General features: G+C 53.5%; 1 protein-coding gene (running past one end of the window). It reads left to right on the top strand.

What is annotated here, in order from left to right; genetic code table 11:
- On the top strand, window positions 1-21,783 hold the 3' portion of the coding sequence (locus ACXHJ1_RS20575) for a non-ribosomal peptide synthase/polyketide synthase (protein WP_457905148.1). It extends 20,610 nt beyond the left edge of the window; only the last 21,783 of its 42,393 coding nucleotides appear in the window; the start codon falls outside the window, past its left edge; its stop codon occupies window positions 21,781-21,783.

The raw sequence follows: 21,783 nt of genomic DNA, 5'->3' as shown, positions 1-21,783 counted from the left end.
TATTTTGATCAGACGCTCAAGATCCGTACGTCGGATCATGCGCTGCTGTTCGCCAGCTACTCGTTTGATGCAGCTTGCTGGGAAATCTTCCAGGCGCTGTTCTGCGGCGCCACGTTATACGTACCAACAACAGAGACGATTTTGAACTACGAGCGGTTTGAGCAATATATGGCCGATCACCGGATTACGGTGGCCGCTTTGCCGCCGACCTATGCGGTGTACCTGGAGCCGGAGCGGATGCCAAACCTGCGTATTTTGTTCACCGCGGGCTCAGCCTCTTCCACAGAATTGGTATACAAGTGGAAGGATCAAGTGGCGTACTACAATGGCTACGGTCCAACCGAAAACTCGGTGGCAACGTCCATCTGGCCGGTATCCGAGGATGAAAGGGCAGGCCAACTCATTTCCATTGGTCGTCCTATGCCGAATCACCGGGTGTACATGCTGGATGTGCATGGACATTTGGCTCCGGTCGGCGTAGCAGGTGAACTGTGCGTGTCTGGTCCGGGTCTGGCGCGTGGTTACCTGGATCGTTCAGAACTGACGGCGGAGAAATTTGTAGCGAACCCGTTTGCAGCCGGTGAAGCCGGCTATGAACGAATGTACCGTACGGGGGACTTGGCAAGATGGATGCCAGACGGCAACATTGAATATTTGGGCCGGATCGACCATCAGGTGAAAATCCGGGGCTACCGGATCGAACTGGGCGAGGTCGAAGCACAAATATTGAAAGTGGAGGACGTGCAAGAGGTCATCGTCCTGGCCCAAGCGGATGAGCAGGGACAAAACCAACTGGTGGCGTACTATGTCGCTGAAAGAGACGTCAGCGCGGGTGAGCTGCGCAGCTTGCTGGGTGAGGAGCTGCCCAACTACATGGTGCCTTCATACTTCATCCAGCTGAAGCAGATGCCGCTGACACCGAACGGCAAAATCGACCGCAAGGCCCTGCCAGCACCGGAGGGTAGCCTGCAAAGCGGAGCGGATTATGTAGAGCCGCGCACAGCACTGGAGCAGACGTTGGTTTCGATTTGGCAGTCTGTCTTAGGAGCGAAGACAATCGGGATTTTGGATAATTTCTTTGACCTCGGCGGCGATTCGATCAAAGCGATCCAGGTATCGTCCCGCTTGCTGCAAGCGGGCTACAAGCTGGACATGAAGGATTTGTTCCAATATCCGTCCATTTCGCTGCTGAGCGGTCGTGTACAAAAAGTGAGCCGTACGACCGATCAGGGCGAGATATCAGGCAGCGTCAAGCTGACCCCGATCCAGCAGTGGTTCTTTGGACAAGCCTCGGCAGAGCCGCATTATTTTAACCAGTCGGTGATGCTGCATCGAGCAGAAGGCTTTGACGAAGCCGCATTGCATCACACGGTGACCAAGTTGACGGAGCATCATGATGCGCTGCGTATGGTCTTCCGTCAGACCGAACAGGGCTATGAAGCGTGGAATCGCGGTATGAATGAAGGCGAGCTGTATCATCTGGACGTTGTGGATTTGACAGGCGTCGAAGATGCGGCAGATGTTGCGATGGCGATGGAAACGAAAGCCAATGCCATCCAAAGCTCGATTCGTCTAGACGAAGGACCGCTGGTGAAGCTGGGACTTTTCCGCTGCATGGATGGAGATCATTTACTGATTGCCATTCACCATTTGGTTGTAGACGGCATTTCATGGCGGATTGTGTTTGAGGATTTTGCGACTGGATATGAGCAGGCCGTTCGGGGAGAAGCGATTCGCTTGCCATATAAAACGGATTCGTTCTCCACTTGGGCAGAGCGTTTGTCTCAATATGCCAACAGTCCGGCCATCGACAATGAACGCGAATATTGGCAGCGTCTTGCCCACGCGGAAGTCGCATCGCTACCTAAAGATCAAGAAAGAGCGGCAGGACAGCATTTTTGGGTCAGAGACAGTGAGACGGTGAGCGTGGCGTGGAGCGAACAGGACACCCGACTGCTACTGCAGGAAGCACATCGTGCATACCACACCGAGGTCAATGATCTGCTGTTAACCGCACTCGGTACCGCATTGTACAACTGGAGCGGGCAGGAGCAAGTGCTGGTCAATCTGGAGGGCCATGGCCGGGAAGCTATTGTTCCCGATATTGATATCACACGTACCGTGGGTTGGTTTACGAGTCAGTATCCAGTACTGCTGGATGTCGATGGAAAGGCAGAAGTAGGGCAGCGCATCAAGCGGGTAAAAGAGGACCTGCGACATGTGCCGCATAAGGGCATTGGCTACGGTATGTTGAAATATTTGCCTCAGGATGATGCTACCTCTTCTTGGAGCCTGCAGCCTGAGATCAGCTTTAACTATTTGGGACAATTTGATCAGGACTTGGAGAATGGTGAGATCACGCTGTCTTCACATCCAGGTGGAGAGCCGTTGAGTGACCGCACCGTACTGGAGCAACCGCTGAATGTGAACGGCATGATTACAGCAGGCGTGCTGACCCTGGAAATTCGTTATGACAGCCATGTATACCAACAGCAAAACGTAGAGAAGTTTGCCCGGCTATTGCAGGAAAGCTTGCAGGAAGTCATCAAGCATTGTGCCTCCCAAGAGCGGAGTGAGCTAACGCCAAGCGATGTCTTGTTCAAAGGCTTGACACTGGAGCAGTTGGAGCAATTGACGGAGCAAACAGCTTCTGTGGGCGAGCTTGAAAATGTGTATGCTCTTTCTCCCATGCAGAAGGGGATGCTGTTCCATAGTCTGATGGAGCCGGACTCAGGCGCATACTTCCAGCAAGCGTCGTTTGATCAAAAGGGCAGCTTTGATGTTGCTATTTTCCGTAAGAGTCTGGATCTGCTGACACAGCGTCATGAAGCGCTGCGGACGAATTTCCATCAATTTGAAACAGGACATGGTCTGGAGCCATTGCAAATCGTGTTCCGTCATAAAAATAGCGATCTTTCCTTCAAGGATATACGCGAAATGCCGAAAGCGGAGCAACAGGCATATATCCAGGCGTTTAAGCAGGAGGACCAAGCGAGAGGTTTTAATCTCGGTACGGATGCGCTGATGCGCGTACAGGTATTGCAGACCGATGAAGAAACGTATCACTTGGTCTGGAGCTTCCATCACATTGTCATGGATGGCTGGTGCTTATCGCTTGTTACGGGTGAAGTGTTTGGTACGTACTTTGCGCTGCTGGAGCAGAAACAGCCAGAGCTTGCTCCGATTACACCGTATGGCCAATATATCGAATGGCTAGAGCGCCAAGATGAACGTGCGGCAAAAGAGTATTGGAGCAGCTATTTGGCGGGCTTTGAACAGCAGACGTTATTACCTGGAGCGGATACTTCATCGAAAGACCAAGTGGCGGATAGCAGCGAAAGTGTTCTGTCCACGATAACAAGCGATACCAGCAAATATGTTTCTGAAAAAATAACGGTAGAGCTGGATCCAACGTGGAGCCAGGCCATGTACCGGATTGCGAAGCAGCAGCAAGTCACGATCAATACGCTGATGCAGAGCGTGTGGGGCCTTATTTTGCAGCAATATAACAACAACGAGGATGTTGTATTCGGCAGTGTCGTATCTGGACGTCCGACGGATATTCCGGGTGTAGAGCATATGATCGGCCTGTTCATTAATACCATCCCAGTGCGGATTCAAAGTGAGCGAAATGCCACGTTTGTGGACATCATGCGCAAAACGCAGGAGCAAGCGCTGGCTTCAGGCGTCTATGACAGCTTCCCGCTGTATGAAATACAGGCGCTGACCGAGCAAAAGCAGCATCTAATTAACCACATTATGGTGTTTGAGAACTATCCGGTCGAGGAGCAAGTCGAGCAGCTGGGTGAAGTTCGTCCATCCGCGTTTGACATTACGAATGTAGAGGTTGTCGAACAAACGAACTATGATCTGGACTTGATTGTGATGCCAGATGAAACCTTCCGGATCATGTTTAGATACAACGCGAATGTGTACGATCGGTCTACGATCGAGCGGATGCAGGGACATGTACTGCATGTCATCGAGCAAATTATTGACAATCCGCATATCCGAGTGAATGAGCTGGCATTGGTGACAGCGGAAGAGCAGGCACAGATCGTTCAGGTGTGGGGAGATACGGCGGCAGCCTATCCGCAGAATCAGACGCTAAGCAGTCTGTTTGAGCAGCAGGCAGCGAATACACCGGAGCAAGTGGCAGTACTGTGTGGTGCAGAGTCGTTGACCTACGCGGAGCTGAACGAACGGGCTAACCGTTTGGCCCGGACCTTGCGTGCGCAAGGGGCTCAGCCGGATCAGCCGGTGGGCATTCTGATTCACCGTTCGCTGGACATGATCGTAGGCATCTACGCGATCCTCAAGGCCGGCGGAGCCTATGTGCCGATTGATCCGGAATATCCGGCCGATCGTATCCGCTTTATGCTGGAGGACTCGGGCGCGAAGCTGGTGCTGACACAAGCGCATCTGGCGGAGCAAGCCTCGCTGAGTTTCGACGGCCAGGTGCTGGTGCTGGATCGTCAGGAGCAGGATGGCAAGAATATTTATCACGAAGACGGATCAAATTTGGAGCTACTGGCCGGGCCGCACCATGTCGCGTACGTCATCTACACCTCCGGTTCGACCGGAAAACCGAAGGGCGTGATGGTGGAGCACCATTCCGTGCTGAACCGGATTTTGTGGATGCATGAACGTTATGGCTTGAGTGCGGCAGATACGATCTTGCAAAAGACGGCCTTCACCTTCGATGTGTCGGTGTGGGAGCTGTTCTGGTGGTCGATGGTCGGCTCGAAGGTGAGCTTGCTGCCCGTGGGCGGGGAAAAGAACCCGGAAGACATCGTCGACACAATTGCCCGCGACGGTGTGAGCACGATGCACTTTGTACCGGCGATGCTGCATGCATTTCTGGAGTATGTGGAGCAGCAGCCACGAGAAGTGATGCAAGCGAAGCTGGGCACGCTGCGCCATGTCTTTGCCAGTGGTGAAGCGTTGCCGCCACAGCATGTGGCCCGGTTCCAGCGGCTCGTGTCGAGCCTGGCCGGGGCGAAGTTGGTCAACCTGTATGGACCAACCGAAGCGACGGTGGACGTATCGTACTTTGATTGCGAGCCGGATGAGGCATATGCGGTGATTCCGATCGGAAAACCGATTCAAAATATCCGTCTGTACATCGTGAAGGAAGGCACGGAGCAATTGCAGCCGATTGGGGTTGCAGGGGAGCTGTGCATCGGCGGTGTCGGCGTAGCCCGCGGTTACCTGAACCGTCCGGAGCTAACGGCCGAGAAATTTGTTGCCGATCCGTTTGCCGGCGGGGAAGCTGGGTATGAACGGATATACCGCACTGGTGACTTGGCGAGATGGATGCCAGACGGCAACATTGAATACTTAGGCCGGATTGACCATCAGGTGAAAATCCGTGGGTACCGGATTGAGCTGGGCGAGGTCGAAACGCAGCTACTCCAAGTGGAATCGGTACGAGAAGCGGTGGTCATGGCTCGTGCGGATGAAACGGGCCAAAAACAAATGGTGGCGTACTATGTCGCGGGGCAAGAAATCCGTGCCAGCGAGCTGAGAAGTGAGCTGGGCCGAGAGCTGCCTAGCTACATGGTGCCATCGTACTTTGTACAGCTGGAGCAAATGCCGCTGAGTCCCAATGGAAAAATTGACCGCAAGGCATTGCCGGCACCGGAAGGCAGCCTGCAAAGCGGAGCCGACTATGTCGCACCGCGGACGTGGGTGGAAGTGAAGCTGGCGCAAATCTGGCAGGATGTACTGGGTCTGGCGCAGGTCGGCGTGAAGGAAAACTTCTTCGAGATTGGCGGACATTCGCTGCGGGCGACGACACTGGCCTCGAAGATTCACCAAGAGCTGAACAAGCCGCTTCCTCTGCGCAGTATTTTTGAAGCCCCAACGATTGAACAACTGGCAGCTGTGCTGGAGGGGCTGGATCAAGTGGCATATGCATCGATTCCGGTAACGGAAACTCGCACATTCTACCCGTTATCCTCGGCGCAAAAACGACTGTATGTGCTGCATCAGTTCGACCCGCAGGATGTGAATTACAACATGCCGTCGGTGCTGCAAGTGAGCGGTCCGCTGGATGTGAAACGAGTGGAACATGTATTCCGTCAACTGATTGCCCGCCATGCAACCTTGCGTACCCGCTTTGAGCTAATCGACAGCGAGCCGATGCAATGGATTGAGGACGCTGTGCCGTTCGAGGTGGAATATACGAAGGTACAAGCAGCGGGTGCGACTGTGGACACAGATCAGGACACAACTACAGATACGTACACAAGAGTCAACATAGAAGCGCAACAGCGGGTACGGAGCTTTGTCCGTCCGTTTGATCTCAAAGCTGCGCCGCTGCTGCGGGTAGGCTTGGTGGATCTGGGCGTTCAAGGAGCGAAGCAGGAATCCCAACATCTGCTTATGCTTGACATGCACCATATCGTCTCAGATGGGGTATCCATGGAGGTCCTGACCGACGAGTTTGTCCGCTTGTATGGCGGTGAAGAGCTAGCGCCATTGCGGATTCAGTACAAGGATTATGCCGTATGGCAGCAAAGCGAAGCCCACCAGGAATGGATGCAGCGTCAGGAAGCGTACTGGCTTGACACCTTCCAAGGTGAACTACCTGTACTGGATCTCTCTACTGACTTTGCCCGCCCAGCGGTGCAGAGTACGGCAGGGGATACGATCGAATTTGTACTAGAGCGTGAGGTTAGTGAACGCCTGAAAGAACTGGCGGCACACACCGGCGCTACTCTGTATATGGTGTTGTTGGCGGCGTACACCACGCTCTTACACAAATACACAGGCCAAGAGGACATCGTCGTTGGCACACCGATTGCCGGACGACCGCATGCCGAACTGGAGAGTCTGGTTGGTGTATTCATCAACACGCTGGCGATGCGCAATTATCCGTCCAGCGACAAGTCGTTCCTGGACTATCTGCAAGAGGTCAAAGAGCATGCGCTCCGTGCGTATGAGCATCAGGACTACCCGTTTGAAGAACTGGTTGAAAAACTGAATGTAACGCGGGATACGAGCCGGAATGCGCTGTTTGACACGATGTTTGAGCTGAAAACAATGGAGCAGCAGGAGTTCGAGCTGAAAGGTCTGACCTTGAGCTCCTATCCACTGGACAATCATACGGCCAAGTTTGATCTGAGCTTGGAGGCCATAGAGCAGCCAGAAGGTATTCTGTGCAGTCTGGAATACAGCACGGCGCTGTACAAGCCGGAGACCATGACGCGATTGGCACAGCATTTTGCGGAAATCGTTCGAGCTATTGCCTATCATCCACAGCAGCCCCTGGCAGCTTTGAATATGGTAACCGCCGAGGAAAAAGAGCAACTCATCGATGGATTTGGAAATGTGGGGGTATTAGGTGCTGATGCTGTTGAAGCGGGAGCCCTGTTCCATACCTATGTGGAAGAACAAGCCCAGCTTGTGCCGGATCACGTGGCGGTGGTGTATGAGGAGCAACAGCTGACGTACCGCAAACTGAATGAACGTGCAAACCAATTGGCGCGTAAATTGCGAAAGGAAGGCATTGGACGTGAGTCGATTGTCGGCATTTTGAGTGAACGCTCGGTGGATATGTTGGTCGGTGTATTGGCGGTGTGGAAAGCCGGAGGCGCCTATGTGCCGCTGGATGCAGACTATCCATCCGAACGGATTCGTTTCATGCTGGAGGACAGTGGTGCGACGGTACTGTTAACTCAGACGGGATTGCATGAGCGCGCACAAGCATGGCTGGAGGAAAGCCAATGGGCTTTGGGCGATGAAAATGCTAAGGGTGAGCTGGAGACGGCAGTTAGCGCTGAAACGATGGAAAGGGACAATCTGAATGAAGGTTTGAGCTTGAAATCAGATTCGAAGTCTGACAGCGAAGCAGCATCTGAATCGGCAACAAAGCTGCGCCTGCAAACCATACTGGCATTGGACGATGAGTTACTCTACACCGGGGATGCCACGAATATCGAGCCGATCAATGAACCGCACGATCTGGCGTATGTGATCTACACGTCTGGGACAACCGGACGTCCAAAAGGTGTCATGATCGAACATCGCAGCTTGGTGAATACCGCTGCGGCCTATCGTCGGGATTACCGCCTGAGCGAATTCCCGGTACGACTGCTACAACTGGCTAGCTTCTCCTTCGACGTGTTCGTCGGTGATATTGCGCGGACACTTTATAATGGTGGAACGATGGTTATCTGTCCGAAAGACGACCGGATTGATTTTAGCCGTCTCCACGGATGGATTCGTGACTACCAAATCACGGTGTTCGAATCGACTCCAGCTTTGATTGTACCGTTTATGCAGCATGTACATGAACACGTACTAGATATGAGTAGTCTAGAGCTGCTCATCACGAGCTCGGATAGCTGCAGTGTGACAGACTACCGAGTGCTGCAGGAGCGGTTTGGTGCGGAGATCCGCATCATCAACAGCTACGGTGTTACGGAAGCGGCGATTGACTCCAGCTTCTACGACGAAGAACTGTTGAAGCTGCCAAGCAGCGGCCATGTGCCGATTGGTCAGGCGTGGCTGAACGCACGCTTCTACATTGTGGACAGCCAGCTGAATCCGGTCCCGATTGGCGTACTGGGCGAGCTGTGCATTGGCGGTGCTGGTGTGGCACGGGGGTACCTGAACCGTGCGGACCTGACGGCGGAGAAATTCGTAGCGAACCCGTACGTGCCGGGTGAACGACTGTATCGTACCGGCGACTTGGCGCGGTGGATGCCAGACGGCCATGTGGACTTTATCGGCCGGATGGATGATCAGGTCAAAATCCGGGGCTTCCGGATCGAGTTGGGCGAGGTGGAAGCGCAGCTGCTGACTGTGGATGGCATTGAGAAAGCCATCGTCACCGCCTGGGAAAACGAAGACGGAGACAAGGATCTGTGTGCGTATGTCGTAGCCTCGGAGGCGCTGAATTTGCCGGAGCTGCGCAGCATACTCCAGCCCAAACTGCCGGGCTATATGATCCCGACCTACGTCGTACCCCTGGATCGTTTCCCGCTGACACCGAATGGGAAAATCGACCGCAAAGCGTTGCCCGCACCGGAAGCGCGCCTCGAAGGAGGCACGGAGTACGTGGCGCCGCGCACAGAACTGGAAGAGCAGCTGGTACGTATTTGGCAAAGCGTTCTGAATCATCACCAAATAGGCATCCAGGATAACTTCTTTGAAGCGGGAGGACATTCGCTGCGCGCTACTACACTGATGGCGAAAATCCATCAGGAGCTGAATCACAAGCTGGCCTTGCGAGATATTTTCCAATATCCGACGATTGAGCAATTGGTACAGGTGATGGGTGAAGATCAGACCCAGCAAACGTATGTATCCATACCTGTTGCAGAGGAGCGCGAATATTACCCCGTTTCCTCGGCACAAAAACGGATGTACGTTCTGAGTCACCTGGAAGGTGGAGAGGTTAGCTACAACATGCCAGGAGCTTTGATTATCGAAGGTTCCTTGGATAAAAAACGACTGGAACAAGCCTTCCGCCAGCTGATTGCCCGTCATGAGGCCCTCCGAACCCGATTCGATATGGTGGATGGTGAGGTGATTCAGTGGATTGAATCCAGCGCCCCATTCAGCGTGGAGTATGTACAGGCAAGCGAAGAAGAGACACCGCAGTACGTACAAGACTTTGTACGTGCATTTGATCTCGCACAAGCCCCATTGCTGCGGGTTCAGTTGATCGAAAACGGACCGGGGCGTCACGTCATGCTCTATGACATGCACCATATTATTTCGGATGGCGTCACGGAAGGCATTATCGTGCAGGAGTTCTCTCAATTGTATGAAGGCCAGGAACTGCCGCCATTGCGGATTCAGTACAAGGACTATGCGGTTTGGCAGCATGCAGATATGCAAAGTGAACGCCTTCGTGCGCAAGAAAGCTATTGGCTGAAAACCATGTCTGGTGAAATCCCGGCGCTGGATATGCCAACGGATTTTACAAGACCTGCTGTACAGCGTCTGGAAGGAACTCGATTTGAGTTTGCGATCCGTATGGAGGACAGCGAGCAGCTGAAGCAGCTGGCCGCGCAAACTGGCTCTACCTTGTACATGGTGTTGCTGGCAGCGTATAGCACGCTTTTGCATAAATACACGGGTCAAGAGGATATCATCGTCGGCACGCCGATTGCCGGAAGACCACATGCGGAACTGGGGAGCCTGGTAGGCGTATTCCTCAACACGCTGGCGATTCGCAATTATCCGTGTGGCGACAAAACGTTCCTAGATTATCTGCAAGAGGTCAAAGAGCATGCGCTCCGTGCGTATGAGCATCAGGAATATCCGTTTGAAGAGTTGGTTGAAAAGCTGAATTTAACGCGGGATACGAGCCGGAATGCGCTGTTTGACACGATGTTTGAGCTGAAAACATTTGAGCAGCAGGAGTTCGAGCTGGAAGGTCTGGCCTTCAAGCCGTATCCGACGGACAATCATACATCCAAATTTGATCTGACCTTGGATGCCGTAGAGCAGCCAGAAGGTATTCTGTGTAGTTTGGAATACAGCACGGCGCTGTACAAGCCGGAGACCATCGCACGCTTGGCACAGCATTTTACTGAACTCGTACGTGCGATTACACTTCATCCACAGCAGCCACTGGCAGCTCTGGATATGGTAACTGTCGAGGAGAAGGCACAAATCCTCTATGGTTTTGGAGATGTAGGCGTATCGGAGGTTGCGGCTGAAGCAGAAGTCTTATTCCATGCCTATGTGGAAGAACAGGCACAGCTTGTGCCAGATCATGTGGCGGTGGTGTACGAGGAGCAGCAGCTTACGTACCGCCAGCTGAACGAGCGTGCGAACCAATTGGCGCGCAGACTGCGAAAAGAAGGCATTGGACGCGAATCCATTGTCGGCATTCTGAGTGAACGCTCGGTAGACATGCTGGTCGGCGTACTAGCGGTATGGAAGGCTGGAGGCGCCTATGTGCCGCTGGATGCAGACTATCCGTCCGAACGGATCCGCTTTATGCTGGAGGACAGCGGTGCGACGGTACTGTTGACCCAAACCAGTTTGCGGGACCGTGCCCAGGTGTGGCTGGAGGAAAGCCAACAGGCCTTGGGCGGAGGGCAGACTGAGGGTGAATTGGAAACAGCGGCTGATGCTGAATTGATGGAAAGAGACCGCCTGAATGAAGGCGTAAGCTTGAAATCAGATTCGAAGTCTGACAGCGAAGCAGCATCTGAACCGGCAACAGAGCTGCGCCTGCGTACTGTATTGGCACTTGACGATGAGTCGCTGTACACCGGGGATACCACGGATATTGAACGTATCAACGAGCCGCAAGACTTGGCGTATGTGATCTATACGTCCGGCACAACGGGACGTCCAAAAGGCGTCATGATCGAGCATCGCAGCTTGGTCAATACGGCTACGGCCTATCGCCGGGATTACCGTCTGAACCAGTTCCCGGTACGTCTGCTGCAACTGGCGAGTTTCTCCTTCGACGTGTTCGTCGGCGATATTGCACGGACGCTCTATAACGGCGGCACGATGGTCATCTGTCCGAAAGAGGATCGCATTGATCCAAGCCGTCTATATGGCTGGATTCGTGATTATCAGATTACCGTGTTCGAATCGACTCCAGCCTTGATCGTACCGTTTATGCAGCATGTGCATGAACACGGGCTGGACATGAGCAGTCTGGAGCTGCTGATTACGAGCTCAGACAGCTGCAGCGTGACGGACTACCGAGTGCTGCAAGAACGGTTTGGCGCAGATATCCGTATCATCAACAGCTATGGCGTCACGGAAGCGGCGATTGACTCCAGCTTCTACGATGAAGAGCTGTCGAAACTGCCAAGCAGCGGGAATGTGCCGATTGGACAGGCGTGGCTGAACGCACGCTTCTACATCGTGGACAGCCAGCTGAATCCGGTACCGATCGGTGTACTGGGCGAGTTGTGCATCGGCGGCATCGGGGTCGCACGGGGGTACCTGAACCGTGCGGACCTGACAGCCGAGAAATTCGTAGCGAACCCGTACGTACCGGGTGAACGTTTGTATCGCACCGGCGACTTGGCGCGGTGGATGCCGGACGGCAATGTGGACTTTATCGGCCGGATGGACTATCAGGTCAAAATCCGGGGCTATCGGATCGAGCTGGGCGAGATTGAAACGGCGATTCAGCGGGTGCCGGGTGTGCGTCAAGCCGTAGTCATCGACCGGACGGACGAGCGTGGACACAAGTATTTGTGCGGATACATCACGGGAGAAACCGAGCTGCGGATCGAGGAAGTACAGGCCGCGCTGGAAGCCGGACTGCCAGCGCACATGGTGCCAGCACGGCTGATGCGACTGGAGACGATCCCGCTGACCAGCAACGGCAAAATTGACCGTAAGGCCTTGCCGGAACCGGAAGGCAGCATCCATACCGGAGTCGCCTATGTGGCCCCACGTACGAAGGTGGAGCAAGTATTGGCTACGGTATGGGCCGGAGTGCTCGGCGTGGAGGCCGTAGGCACGCAGGATAACTTCTTTGAGCTGGGCGGCGATTCGATCAAAGCGCTGCAAGTATCGTCCCGCTTGCTACAAGCAGGTTATCGACTGGAGATGAAAGACCTGTTCAGCCATCCAACGGTGTCTGCATTGGCGCCGAAAGTCCAATCCGTTACCCGATTGGCGGATCAAAGCGAAGTGGTGGGCGCGGTGAAGCTGACACCCGTTCAACACTGGTTCTTGGAGCAAAACCTGGCGGATGCTCATCATCACAACCAGTCCATCATGCTGCATAGCAAGGATGGTTTTGATGAAGCGGCACTGCGCACAGCGATGGATCAAATGGTTAGTCATCACGATGCACTGCGGATCGTTTTCCGTCCTACCGAACACGGGTATGAAGCTTGGAATCGCGCGGTGGGTGAGGGTGAGCTGTATACGCTGGATCAGGCAGACTTCAGGAAGGAGTCGGAAGTGTCTGCGGCGATTGAGGCCAAAGCGAATGAAATTCAGGCGGGGATTCATTTAAGCGAAGGACCGCTGGTGAAGCTGGGGCTGTTCCATTGCCCCGATGGAGATCATTTGCTGATAGCTATTCATCACTTAGTAGTAGATACCGTTTCTTGGCGCATTTTGTTCGAGGATCTTACGACAGCCTACGAACAAGCATTGAACGGACAACCGGCTCGTCTTCCACACAAAACGGATTCGTTCCGTACCTGGGCTGAGGGACAGTCTCACTATGCGAACGGTCCAGAAATGGCAGCAGAGCTTGCCTTCTGGAGAGAAATGGAACAAGGGGTGTATGAGCCGCTTCCAAAAGACGAATCCCCTTCTCATTCCTTGAATAAAGACAGCGAGCTCATGACAGTCACGTGGACAGCTCAAGAAACGGAGCAGCTGTTAAAACAAGCACATCGTGCCTACAACACGGATATGAATGATTTGCTGCTGACCGCACTCGGCCTGGCTATTCATCGCTGGGCGGGGATTGAACGAGTGCTCGTCAACCTGGAAGGCCATGGACGGGAATCCATTCTGCCCGAGCTGGATATTACGCGCACGGTAGGCTGGTTTACGACCCAATTCCCGGTTGTGCTGGATATGAGTGTGAGCCAAGACCTTTCACAGCGCATCAAACAGGTGAAAGAAGGGCTACGCCGGATTCCGCAAAAGGGTATTGGCTACGGTATGCTGAGATACCTGTCCGCGGCATGTGAGCAAGAGCGTTTTGTAACCGAACCTGAAATCAGCTTTAACTATTTGGGACAATTTGATCAGGATATGCAAAATCAATCCATTGGCGTGTCTCCTTACGCTAGCGGTGCCGAGCTGAGCGCACATGCAGCCAGATCGCACACGCTGGATTTGAACGGACTGATTTCAGAAGGTCAATTGCAATTGACGATCAGCTACAGCCATCAGGAATATCGCAAGGAAACGATGGAACAGCTAGCCGAAGCGCTCAGAACCAGCCTGCAGGACATCATCGCACATTGCGCGGACCGCAAACAGCAGGAGCTGACGCCAAGCGATGTGATGCTTAAACCTGTAACCTTGGCCGAGCTGGATCAGTTAGTAGAGCGGACTCGTGACATCGGGGAACTGGAAAATGTATATGCCTTGACACCGATGCAAAAAGGCATGTTGTTCCATAGCCTGATGGATGCAGCGTCAGGGGCTTATTTTGAACAAACGACCTTTGACTTGCGTGGTCGCTTCCAAGCAGATATTTTCCAAGATAGCTTGAATCATTTGGCGCAGCGGCATGAGATCTTTAGAGCTAATTTCATTAGCGGCTGGCAGGATGAGCCCGTGCAGGTGATTTTCCGGCGCAAGGATGTTGGTTTCAGCTATGAAGATTTGCGTCATTTGGATGATCAGGAACGTGACGCGTATGTGCAGGAATTTATTCGCCAGGACAAGGCAGCCGGATTCGATTTGTCCCGGGATGCGTTGATGCGCGTGGCGATTTTACGGACAGGTGATGAGGATTATTACTTTGTGTGGAGCTCTCATCACATCCTAATGGATGGCTGGTGTGTGGCGTTGGTAACGGATGAGGTGTTTGAGGCTTATTTTGCAGCCGTAGAACATAGAGAACCAAAGCTCGCCCCGGTGACTCCATACAGTCAGTATATTGAGTGGCTTGAAGCCCAGGATGTAGAAGCAGCAGCCTCATACTGGAAAGATTATTTGCTGGGCTATGATCAACAAACGTCGATTCCAACCGGAAAAGTCGGCACGAAAGCGGACGGTGCACAATTTGAGCATGTGTTGTGCGATCTAGGTAAGGATTTGACAGGGCGCCTGGAAATGGTAGCCAAGCAGTACCACGTGACCCCGAATACATTACTGCAAACAGCCTGGGGCTTACTGCTTCAAAAGTACAACGGTAGTGATGATGCCGTCTTTGGCGGTGTCGTGTCGGGTCGTCCGGCTGATATTCCGGGGATCGAAAATATGGTGGGCTTGTTCATTAACACCATTCCCGTACGTATCCGCAGTGGAGCTGAGGACACCTTTGCCGATCTGATTAGAACGAATCAGCAGCAGGCGCTGGCTTCTCAAGATTATGAGACGTATCCGCTGTATGAAATTCAAGCCTTGACCGAGCAAAAGCAAGAGCTGATCAACCACATTATCGTGTTTGAAAACTATCCGGTGGAGGAGCAGGTCGAGCAGCTTGGCGAAGGTGCAGCGTCGGATTTTGTAATCAGCAATGCAGGCATGATTGAACAAACGAACTATGATTTCAATCTGGTCGTTATGCCGCAGGAATCGATGAAAATCCGATTCGAATACAATACAAAATTATTTGATCGGGAAGCCGTGGAACGGACTCAGGGACATTTAATACAGCTACTGGAACAAGTGGTAGCGAATCCGGCCATTCGGGTGCAAGAGCTGGATGTGTTAAGCGAGCAGGAACGCGAGCAAATTCTCAGCGTATGGGGAGATACAGCCGCCGAGTATCCAAGCGAGCAAACGATCCATGGTCTGTTTGAGACAAAAACGGCGCACACACCAGAGCAGCCAGCGTTGTACTTCGAAGGAGAACAACTGAGTTATCGCGAACTGAATGAACGTGCGAATCGTTTGGCTCGTACCTTGCGCAGTCAAGGTGTGACGAAAGATCGTTTGGTGGGTCTGATGACCGAACGCTCGATAGACATGATCGTGGGTATGTTAGGCATTTTGAAAGCCGGAGGAGCATATGTACCTATCGATCCAACCTATCCGGAAGAGCGTATCCGCTATATGCTGGATGACTCGGGAGCGAAGCTGTTGTTAACTCAAGGTCATCTGGTGGACAAAGTAGCTTTCGACGGTCACATGCTGGTGCTGAATGGGGCAGAAAGTGTGTATCACGAGGATGGTTCTAATCTGGAGCCGTTGTCCGGTCCGAACGATCTGGCGTATGTGATCTATACATCGGGGACAACGGGGCAGCCGAAGGGTGTTATGCTGGAGCATCACGGGCTATGCAATCTGAAAACGTATTTTGATCAGGAATTCGAGATCAGTACCTCAGATCATATGTTGCTGTTCGCCAGCTACTCGTTTGATGCGGCTTGCTGGGAAATCTTCCAAGCTCTATTCTGCGGAGCCACGTTGTACGTGCCAACGTCAGAGACGATTTTGGACTACGAACGGTTTGAACAATATATGGCGGATCACCACATCACGGTGGCAGCATTGCCGCCTACCTATGCGGTGTATCTGGAGCCGCAGCGGATGCCAAATCTGCGTATTCTGGTCACTGCGGGTTCAGCCGCTTCAACAGAGCTGGTATACAAGTGGAAGGATCAGGTGGCGTACTACAATGGCTATGGTCCAACTGAAAACTCGGTAGCGACATCCATCTGGCCGGTATCCAAGGATGAGAGAGCAGGACAGCTGATTTCCATTGGACGTCCTGTGCCGAATCATCGGGTATACATGGTAGATGTACACGGGCATTTGGCTCCGATAGGCGTAGCGGGTGAGCTGTGCGTGTCTGGTCCGGGTCTGGCACGTGGTTACCTGGATCGTCCAGAGCTGACGGCGGAGAAATTTGTACCGAATCCGTTTGCGGCTGGCGAAGCCGGGTATGAGCGGATGTACCGCACAGGCGACTTGGCAAGATGGATGCCAGACGGAAACATCGAATACTTGGGCCGGATTGACCATCAAGTAAAGATCCGGGGTTACCGGATTGAACTGGGCGAAGTCGAGGCACAAATATTGAAAGTGGAGGACGTACAAGAGGTCATCGTCCTGGCCCAAGCGGACGAGCAGGGACAAAATCAACTGGTGGCGTACTATGTCGCTGAAAGAGAAGTAAGCGCTGGTGAACTGCGCAGTTTACTGGGTGAGGAGCTGCCCAACTACATGGTGCCTTCTTTCTTGGTACAGCTGGAGCAGATGCCGCTGACACCGAATGGTAAAATCGACCGCAAGGCTCTACCAGCACCTGAAGGTAGCCTGCAAACCGTAGCCGATTATGTCGCACCGCGAACGTGGGTGGAAGTGAAACTGGCGCAAATTTGGCAGGATGTGCTAGGCCTGACGCAGGTCGGCGTGAAGGAAAACTTCTTCGAGATTGGTGGACATTCACTGAGGGCGACGACACTGGCCTCGAAGATTCACAAGGAACTGAACAAGCCGCTTCCACTGCGCAGTATTTTTGAAGCACCAACGATTGAGCAACTGGCAGTAGTACTGGAACAGTTGGATCAAGTAACATATGCGTCCATTCCAGTAACGGAAGAGCGCAGCTTCTATCCCTTGTCCTCAGCGCAAAAACGACTGTACGTGCTACATCAGTTCGATCCACATGATGTGAACTACAACATGCCATCGGTGCTGCAAGTGAACGGTCCGCTGGACGTGAAGCGAGTGGAGGACGTATTCCGTCAACTGATTGCCCGTCATGCGACGTTGCGTACCCGCTTTGATCTGGTGGACAGCGAGCCAGTGCAGTCTATTGAGGACACCGTACCGTTCGAGGTCGAATTTACGAAGGTACAAGCAGAGGGTGCGACTACGGACACAGACACGAGGGTCAACAAGGAAGTACAAGAGCTGGTGAGTTGCTTTGTCCGTCCGTTTGATCTCAAAGCTGCACCGCTGCTGCGGGTAGGCTTGGTAGATCTAGGCGTATCAGGAGCAGGGCAGGAACCGCAGCATGTACTCATGCTCGACATGCACCACATCGTTTCGGATGGCGTGTCCATGGGGGTACTGACTGAAGAATTTGTCCGCTTGTATGACGGTGAACAGCTAGCGCCACTGCGGATACAGTACAAAGACTATGCCGTATGGCAACAAAGCGAGGTCCATCAGAAGTGGATGCAGCGCCAGGAAGCCTACTGGCTCGACACCTTCCGGGGGGAACTGCCTGTGCTGGATTTACCGACAGACTTTGCCCGTCCGTCGATACGAAGTACGGCAGGCGATACCGTGGTGTTTGGGCTGGAACGCGAAGTGAGCGAACGCCTGAAGGAACTGGCGGCGCACACAGGCTCTACGCTGTATATGGTGCTGCTGGCGGCATACACCGCACTCTTGCATCAATATAGTGGCCAAGAGGACATCGTTGTCGGCACGCCGATTGCCGGACGACCGCATGCCGATTTGGAGCCAATCCTCGGGATGTTCGTCGGTACGTTGGCATTGCGAAACTATCCGACAGCGGAACATACCTTCCGCAGCTACGTGGAAGAAGTGAAGGTTCGGGCCCTGCAAGCCTACGAACATCAGGACTATCCATTTGAGGAATTGGTGGAAAAGCTGAATGTGAAGCGGGATATGAGTCGCCATCCGCTGTTCGATACGATGTTTACCCTGCAAACGACGGAGGAAGGCGAGCTGCAACTGGCAGACCTGAGCTTCCGTCCATACGGCTTGGAGCAAACACCAGCGAAGTTTGACTTCACGCTGGAAGCCAGAGAGGAAGAGGCAGGCATCCAGTTCGGATTGCAATATGCAACTGCGTTGTATCAACGGGAAACCGTTGAACGGATGACACGTCACTTTATTCGCTTAGCCGAAGCCGTGGCGGCAAACCCGGATGCGAAGCTGGGTGAGCTGGAACTGATTACGGCGGAAGAAACCGAACAGATTCTGAAGGTGTTCAATGATCCGAACGCGCACAGCGTGCGTGGAACACTGCAAGGTCTGTCACTCAGCGAGCGTTTTGAAGAACAAGCGAAGGACTACCCTGAGCGGATAGCCGTTGTGTCTGGCGATATAGCGCTAACCTACGCTGAGCTGAATGAGCAGGCGAACCGGTTGGCCCGTGTGCTACGGGCGAAAGGTGTTGAAGCAGATCAACCGGTAGGCGTACTGCTGGAACGTTCTGCGGATATTCTGGTGAGCATTCTGGGGGTACTGAAGGCCGGAGGTGCGTATGTGCCAATGGATACGATGTATCCACAGGAGCGTATTGACTATATGCTTCAAGACAGTGGGGCCAAGGTCGTGATCACCAGCAGAGTTGCCAACCTGTCACTCGAACTGCCATCGACAGTACAAGCTATCGTTCTTGACGATGAGGGCGTTCAAGCTCAATGGGGAGCACAGGATGCGAGCAACCTGATCTCTGTCGCTGGCCCGCACAACCTGGCCTATATGATTTACACCTCAGGTACAACCGGTCAGCCGAAAGGGGTCATGATTGAGCAAGGCAGTGTCGGCAATCTGGTAGACGCTTTATATGAGCGAGTGTACAGTCGGTATGATCAGCCGCTTCACATCGCATGGCTGTCCGCATTTGTATTTGACGCTTCGGTGAAGCAAATCTTTGCCAGCTTGCTGCTAGGTCATACCCTGCATGTGGTGTCCCGTGACGTCAGCCTGAGCGGAGAGCATTTGATCGCCTACTACCGCACGCACCGGATTGATCTGTCGGACGGCACACCAGCGCATCTGCATATTTTGAACGAAAGCGTCAGCGTGACAGAAGCGCCGGATGTGAAGCATTACCTGATCGGGGGCGAAGCCTTATCCGTGCAGCTGGTACAGGGGTTCCTACACAAATGGTCCGGGTATCGTCCGGTCATTACGAACGTGTATGGTCCGACCGAAGCGACCGTAGATGCAACCGCCTATACGATTGAAGATGTAGAGTCGCTGAATGTACTGCTGGAAAAAGGGGAGCACACGGTATCCATCGGAACGCCGATAGCCAACCAGGCTGTGTACATCTTGAACACTCGACAACAGCTGGTACCGATCGGTATCGCGGGTGAACTTTATATCGGAGGGGCAGGTATCGCACGAGGATACCTCAACCTGCCGGAACTGACGGCTGAGAAGTTTGTCCCGAATCCGTTTGCTGATGCGACGGCCGCTGATCCAGCGGACAGCACTTACGCAAACCGGATGTACCGGACAGGCGACCTGGCACGGTGGCTGCCGGATGGCAGTATCGAGTATTTAGGCCGGATCGACCATCAGGTCAAAATTCGCGGGTATCGGATCGAGCTGGGCGAGGTGGAAGCACAGCTGCTGACTGTGGACGGCATTCAGAAAGCTGTAGTCACAGCATGGGAAAAGGAGGACGGACACAAGGATCTGTGTGCCTATATCGTAGCTTCGGAGTCGCTGAGTCTACCGGAACTGCGGAATGCGCTGCAGCCGAAGCTGCCGGATTACATGATCCCGACGTATGTGGTACAGCTGGATCGTTTCCCGCTGACGCCAAACGGGAAAATCGACCGGAAGGCATTGCCAGCACCGGAAGCACGCCTTGAAGGAGGCCTAGAGTATGTGGCACCGCGGACGCCACTGGAGGCCAAGCTAGCCCAAATCTGGCAGGATGTCTTGAAGCTGTCCAGCGTAGGAGTCACCGACTCATTCTTCGATGTGGGTGGACACTCCCTGCGGGCCACGACGCTGGTGGCCAAAATCCATCAGGAACTGGGCAGCCGAATTACACTGCGTGAGGTGTTCCAGCACTTTACGATTGAGCAGCAAGCCCAGCTGATCACCGCGCAGGGCACAGACACCTATACGGTGATCCCTGCAGCTGCCAAACAGTCTTACTATCCTGCTTCCTCGGCTCAAAAACGACTGTATATTTTGAGCCATCTGGACGGTGGGGAGGTCAGCTACAATATGCCGGGTGTATTAGTCGTGGAGGGGCCGCTTCAGGCAGATCGACTGGAGGATGCGTTCCGTCAGTTAATAGCCCGCCATGAAACGCTGCGAACTTCCTTCGAAATGGTGGACGGCGAGGTTGTTCAGCGGGTTTACGATCAGGTAGCGTTTGCAGTAGAGCGCCTGCAGGCCCATGAGTCCGAAGCCGAAGCCTATATCGAGTCTTTTGTACGCAGCTTCGATCTTCAGCAGGCACCTCTGCTGCGTGTCCGTCTCATTCAAACCGGACCCGAACGTCACCTCCTGATGTACGACATGCACCATATTATTTCAGACGGTGTGTCGTCTAACAATATCGTGCAGGAGCTGGGACAATTGTACGAGGGACAGGCTTTGGCGCCGCTGCCCATTCAGTACAAGGACTATGCGGTGTGGCAGCAGCAGGAAATGCAGCGTGAATCATACCAACGCCGGGAACAGTTCTGGCTGGAGCATTTAGCCGGAGAGTTGCCTGTACTGGAGCTGCCGATTGCTTACCCTAGACCTGCTGTTCGCAGCTTCGAGGGAGCAATGTATGATTTTACTGTTGACTCGAATGTATCCGAGCAACTGCGCCGAATCGCGGCACAGACCGGAAGTACGCTGTACATGGTGCTACTGAGTGCCTATACCGTCCTGCTGTCCAAATACAGCGGTCAGGACGATTTGATCATCGGTACGCCGGTAGCAGGCCGCTTGTTGCCAGAACTGGAGCCACTGATCGGCATGTTCGTCAATACACTAGCCATCCGGCACCAGCCGCAGGGCGACCAAACGTTCCACAGCTACCTGCTGGAAGCCCGAGAACGTACGCTACAAGCCTTCGAGCATCAGGATTATCCGCTTGAGGAGTTGGTGGAAAAGCTGGATGTAGCGCGGGATGCAAGCCGTAATCCGTTATTTGACACCATGTTTGTACTGCAAAATACGGAGTCACAGGAAGCGAAGCTTGAAACACTGTCCTTTAGTCCGTATGTTCAGGAGCATCGTATTTCCAAATTCGATTTGACCTTGTCCATGAGTGATGAAGACGGGCAGATCAAGGGTTCCTTCGAATATTGCACAAAGCTGTTTGGCGCAGATGCTATTGAACGATTAACCGGAGATTTGATAGCGATCCTGTCCCAGGTTGGAGCTAATCCAGATTTGCTATTAAGCGATATTCAGGTGAACTCGAGCGAGCAGCCGGAAGACTTCTCGCCAGATTCCATCGACTTTATTTTCTAA

This window comes from Paenibacillus sp. ALE2 (assembly GCF_054113385.1).
The sequence above is the reverse complement of the archived record's forward strand: the minus strand, read 5'-3'. Positions and strand labels throughout refer to the sequence as shown.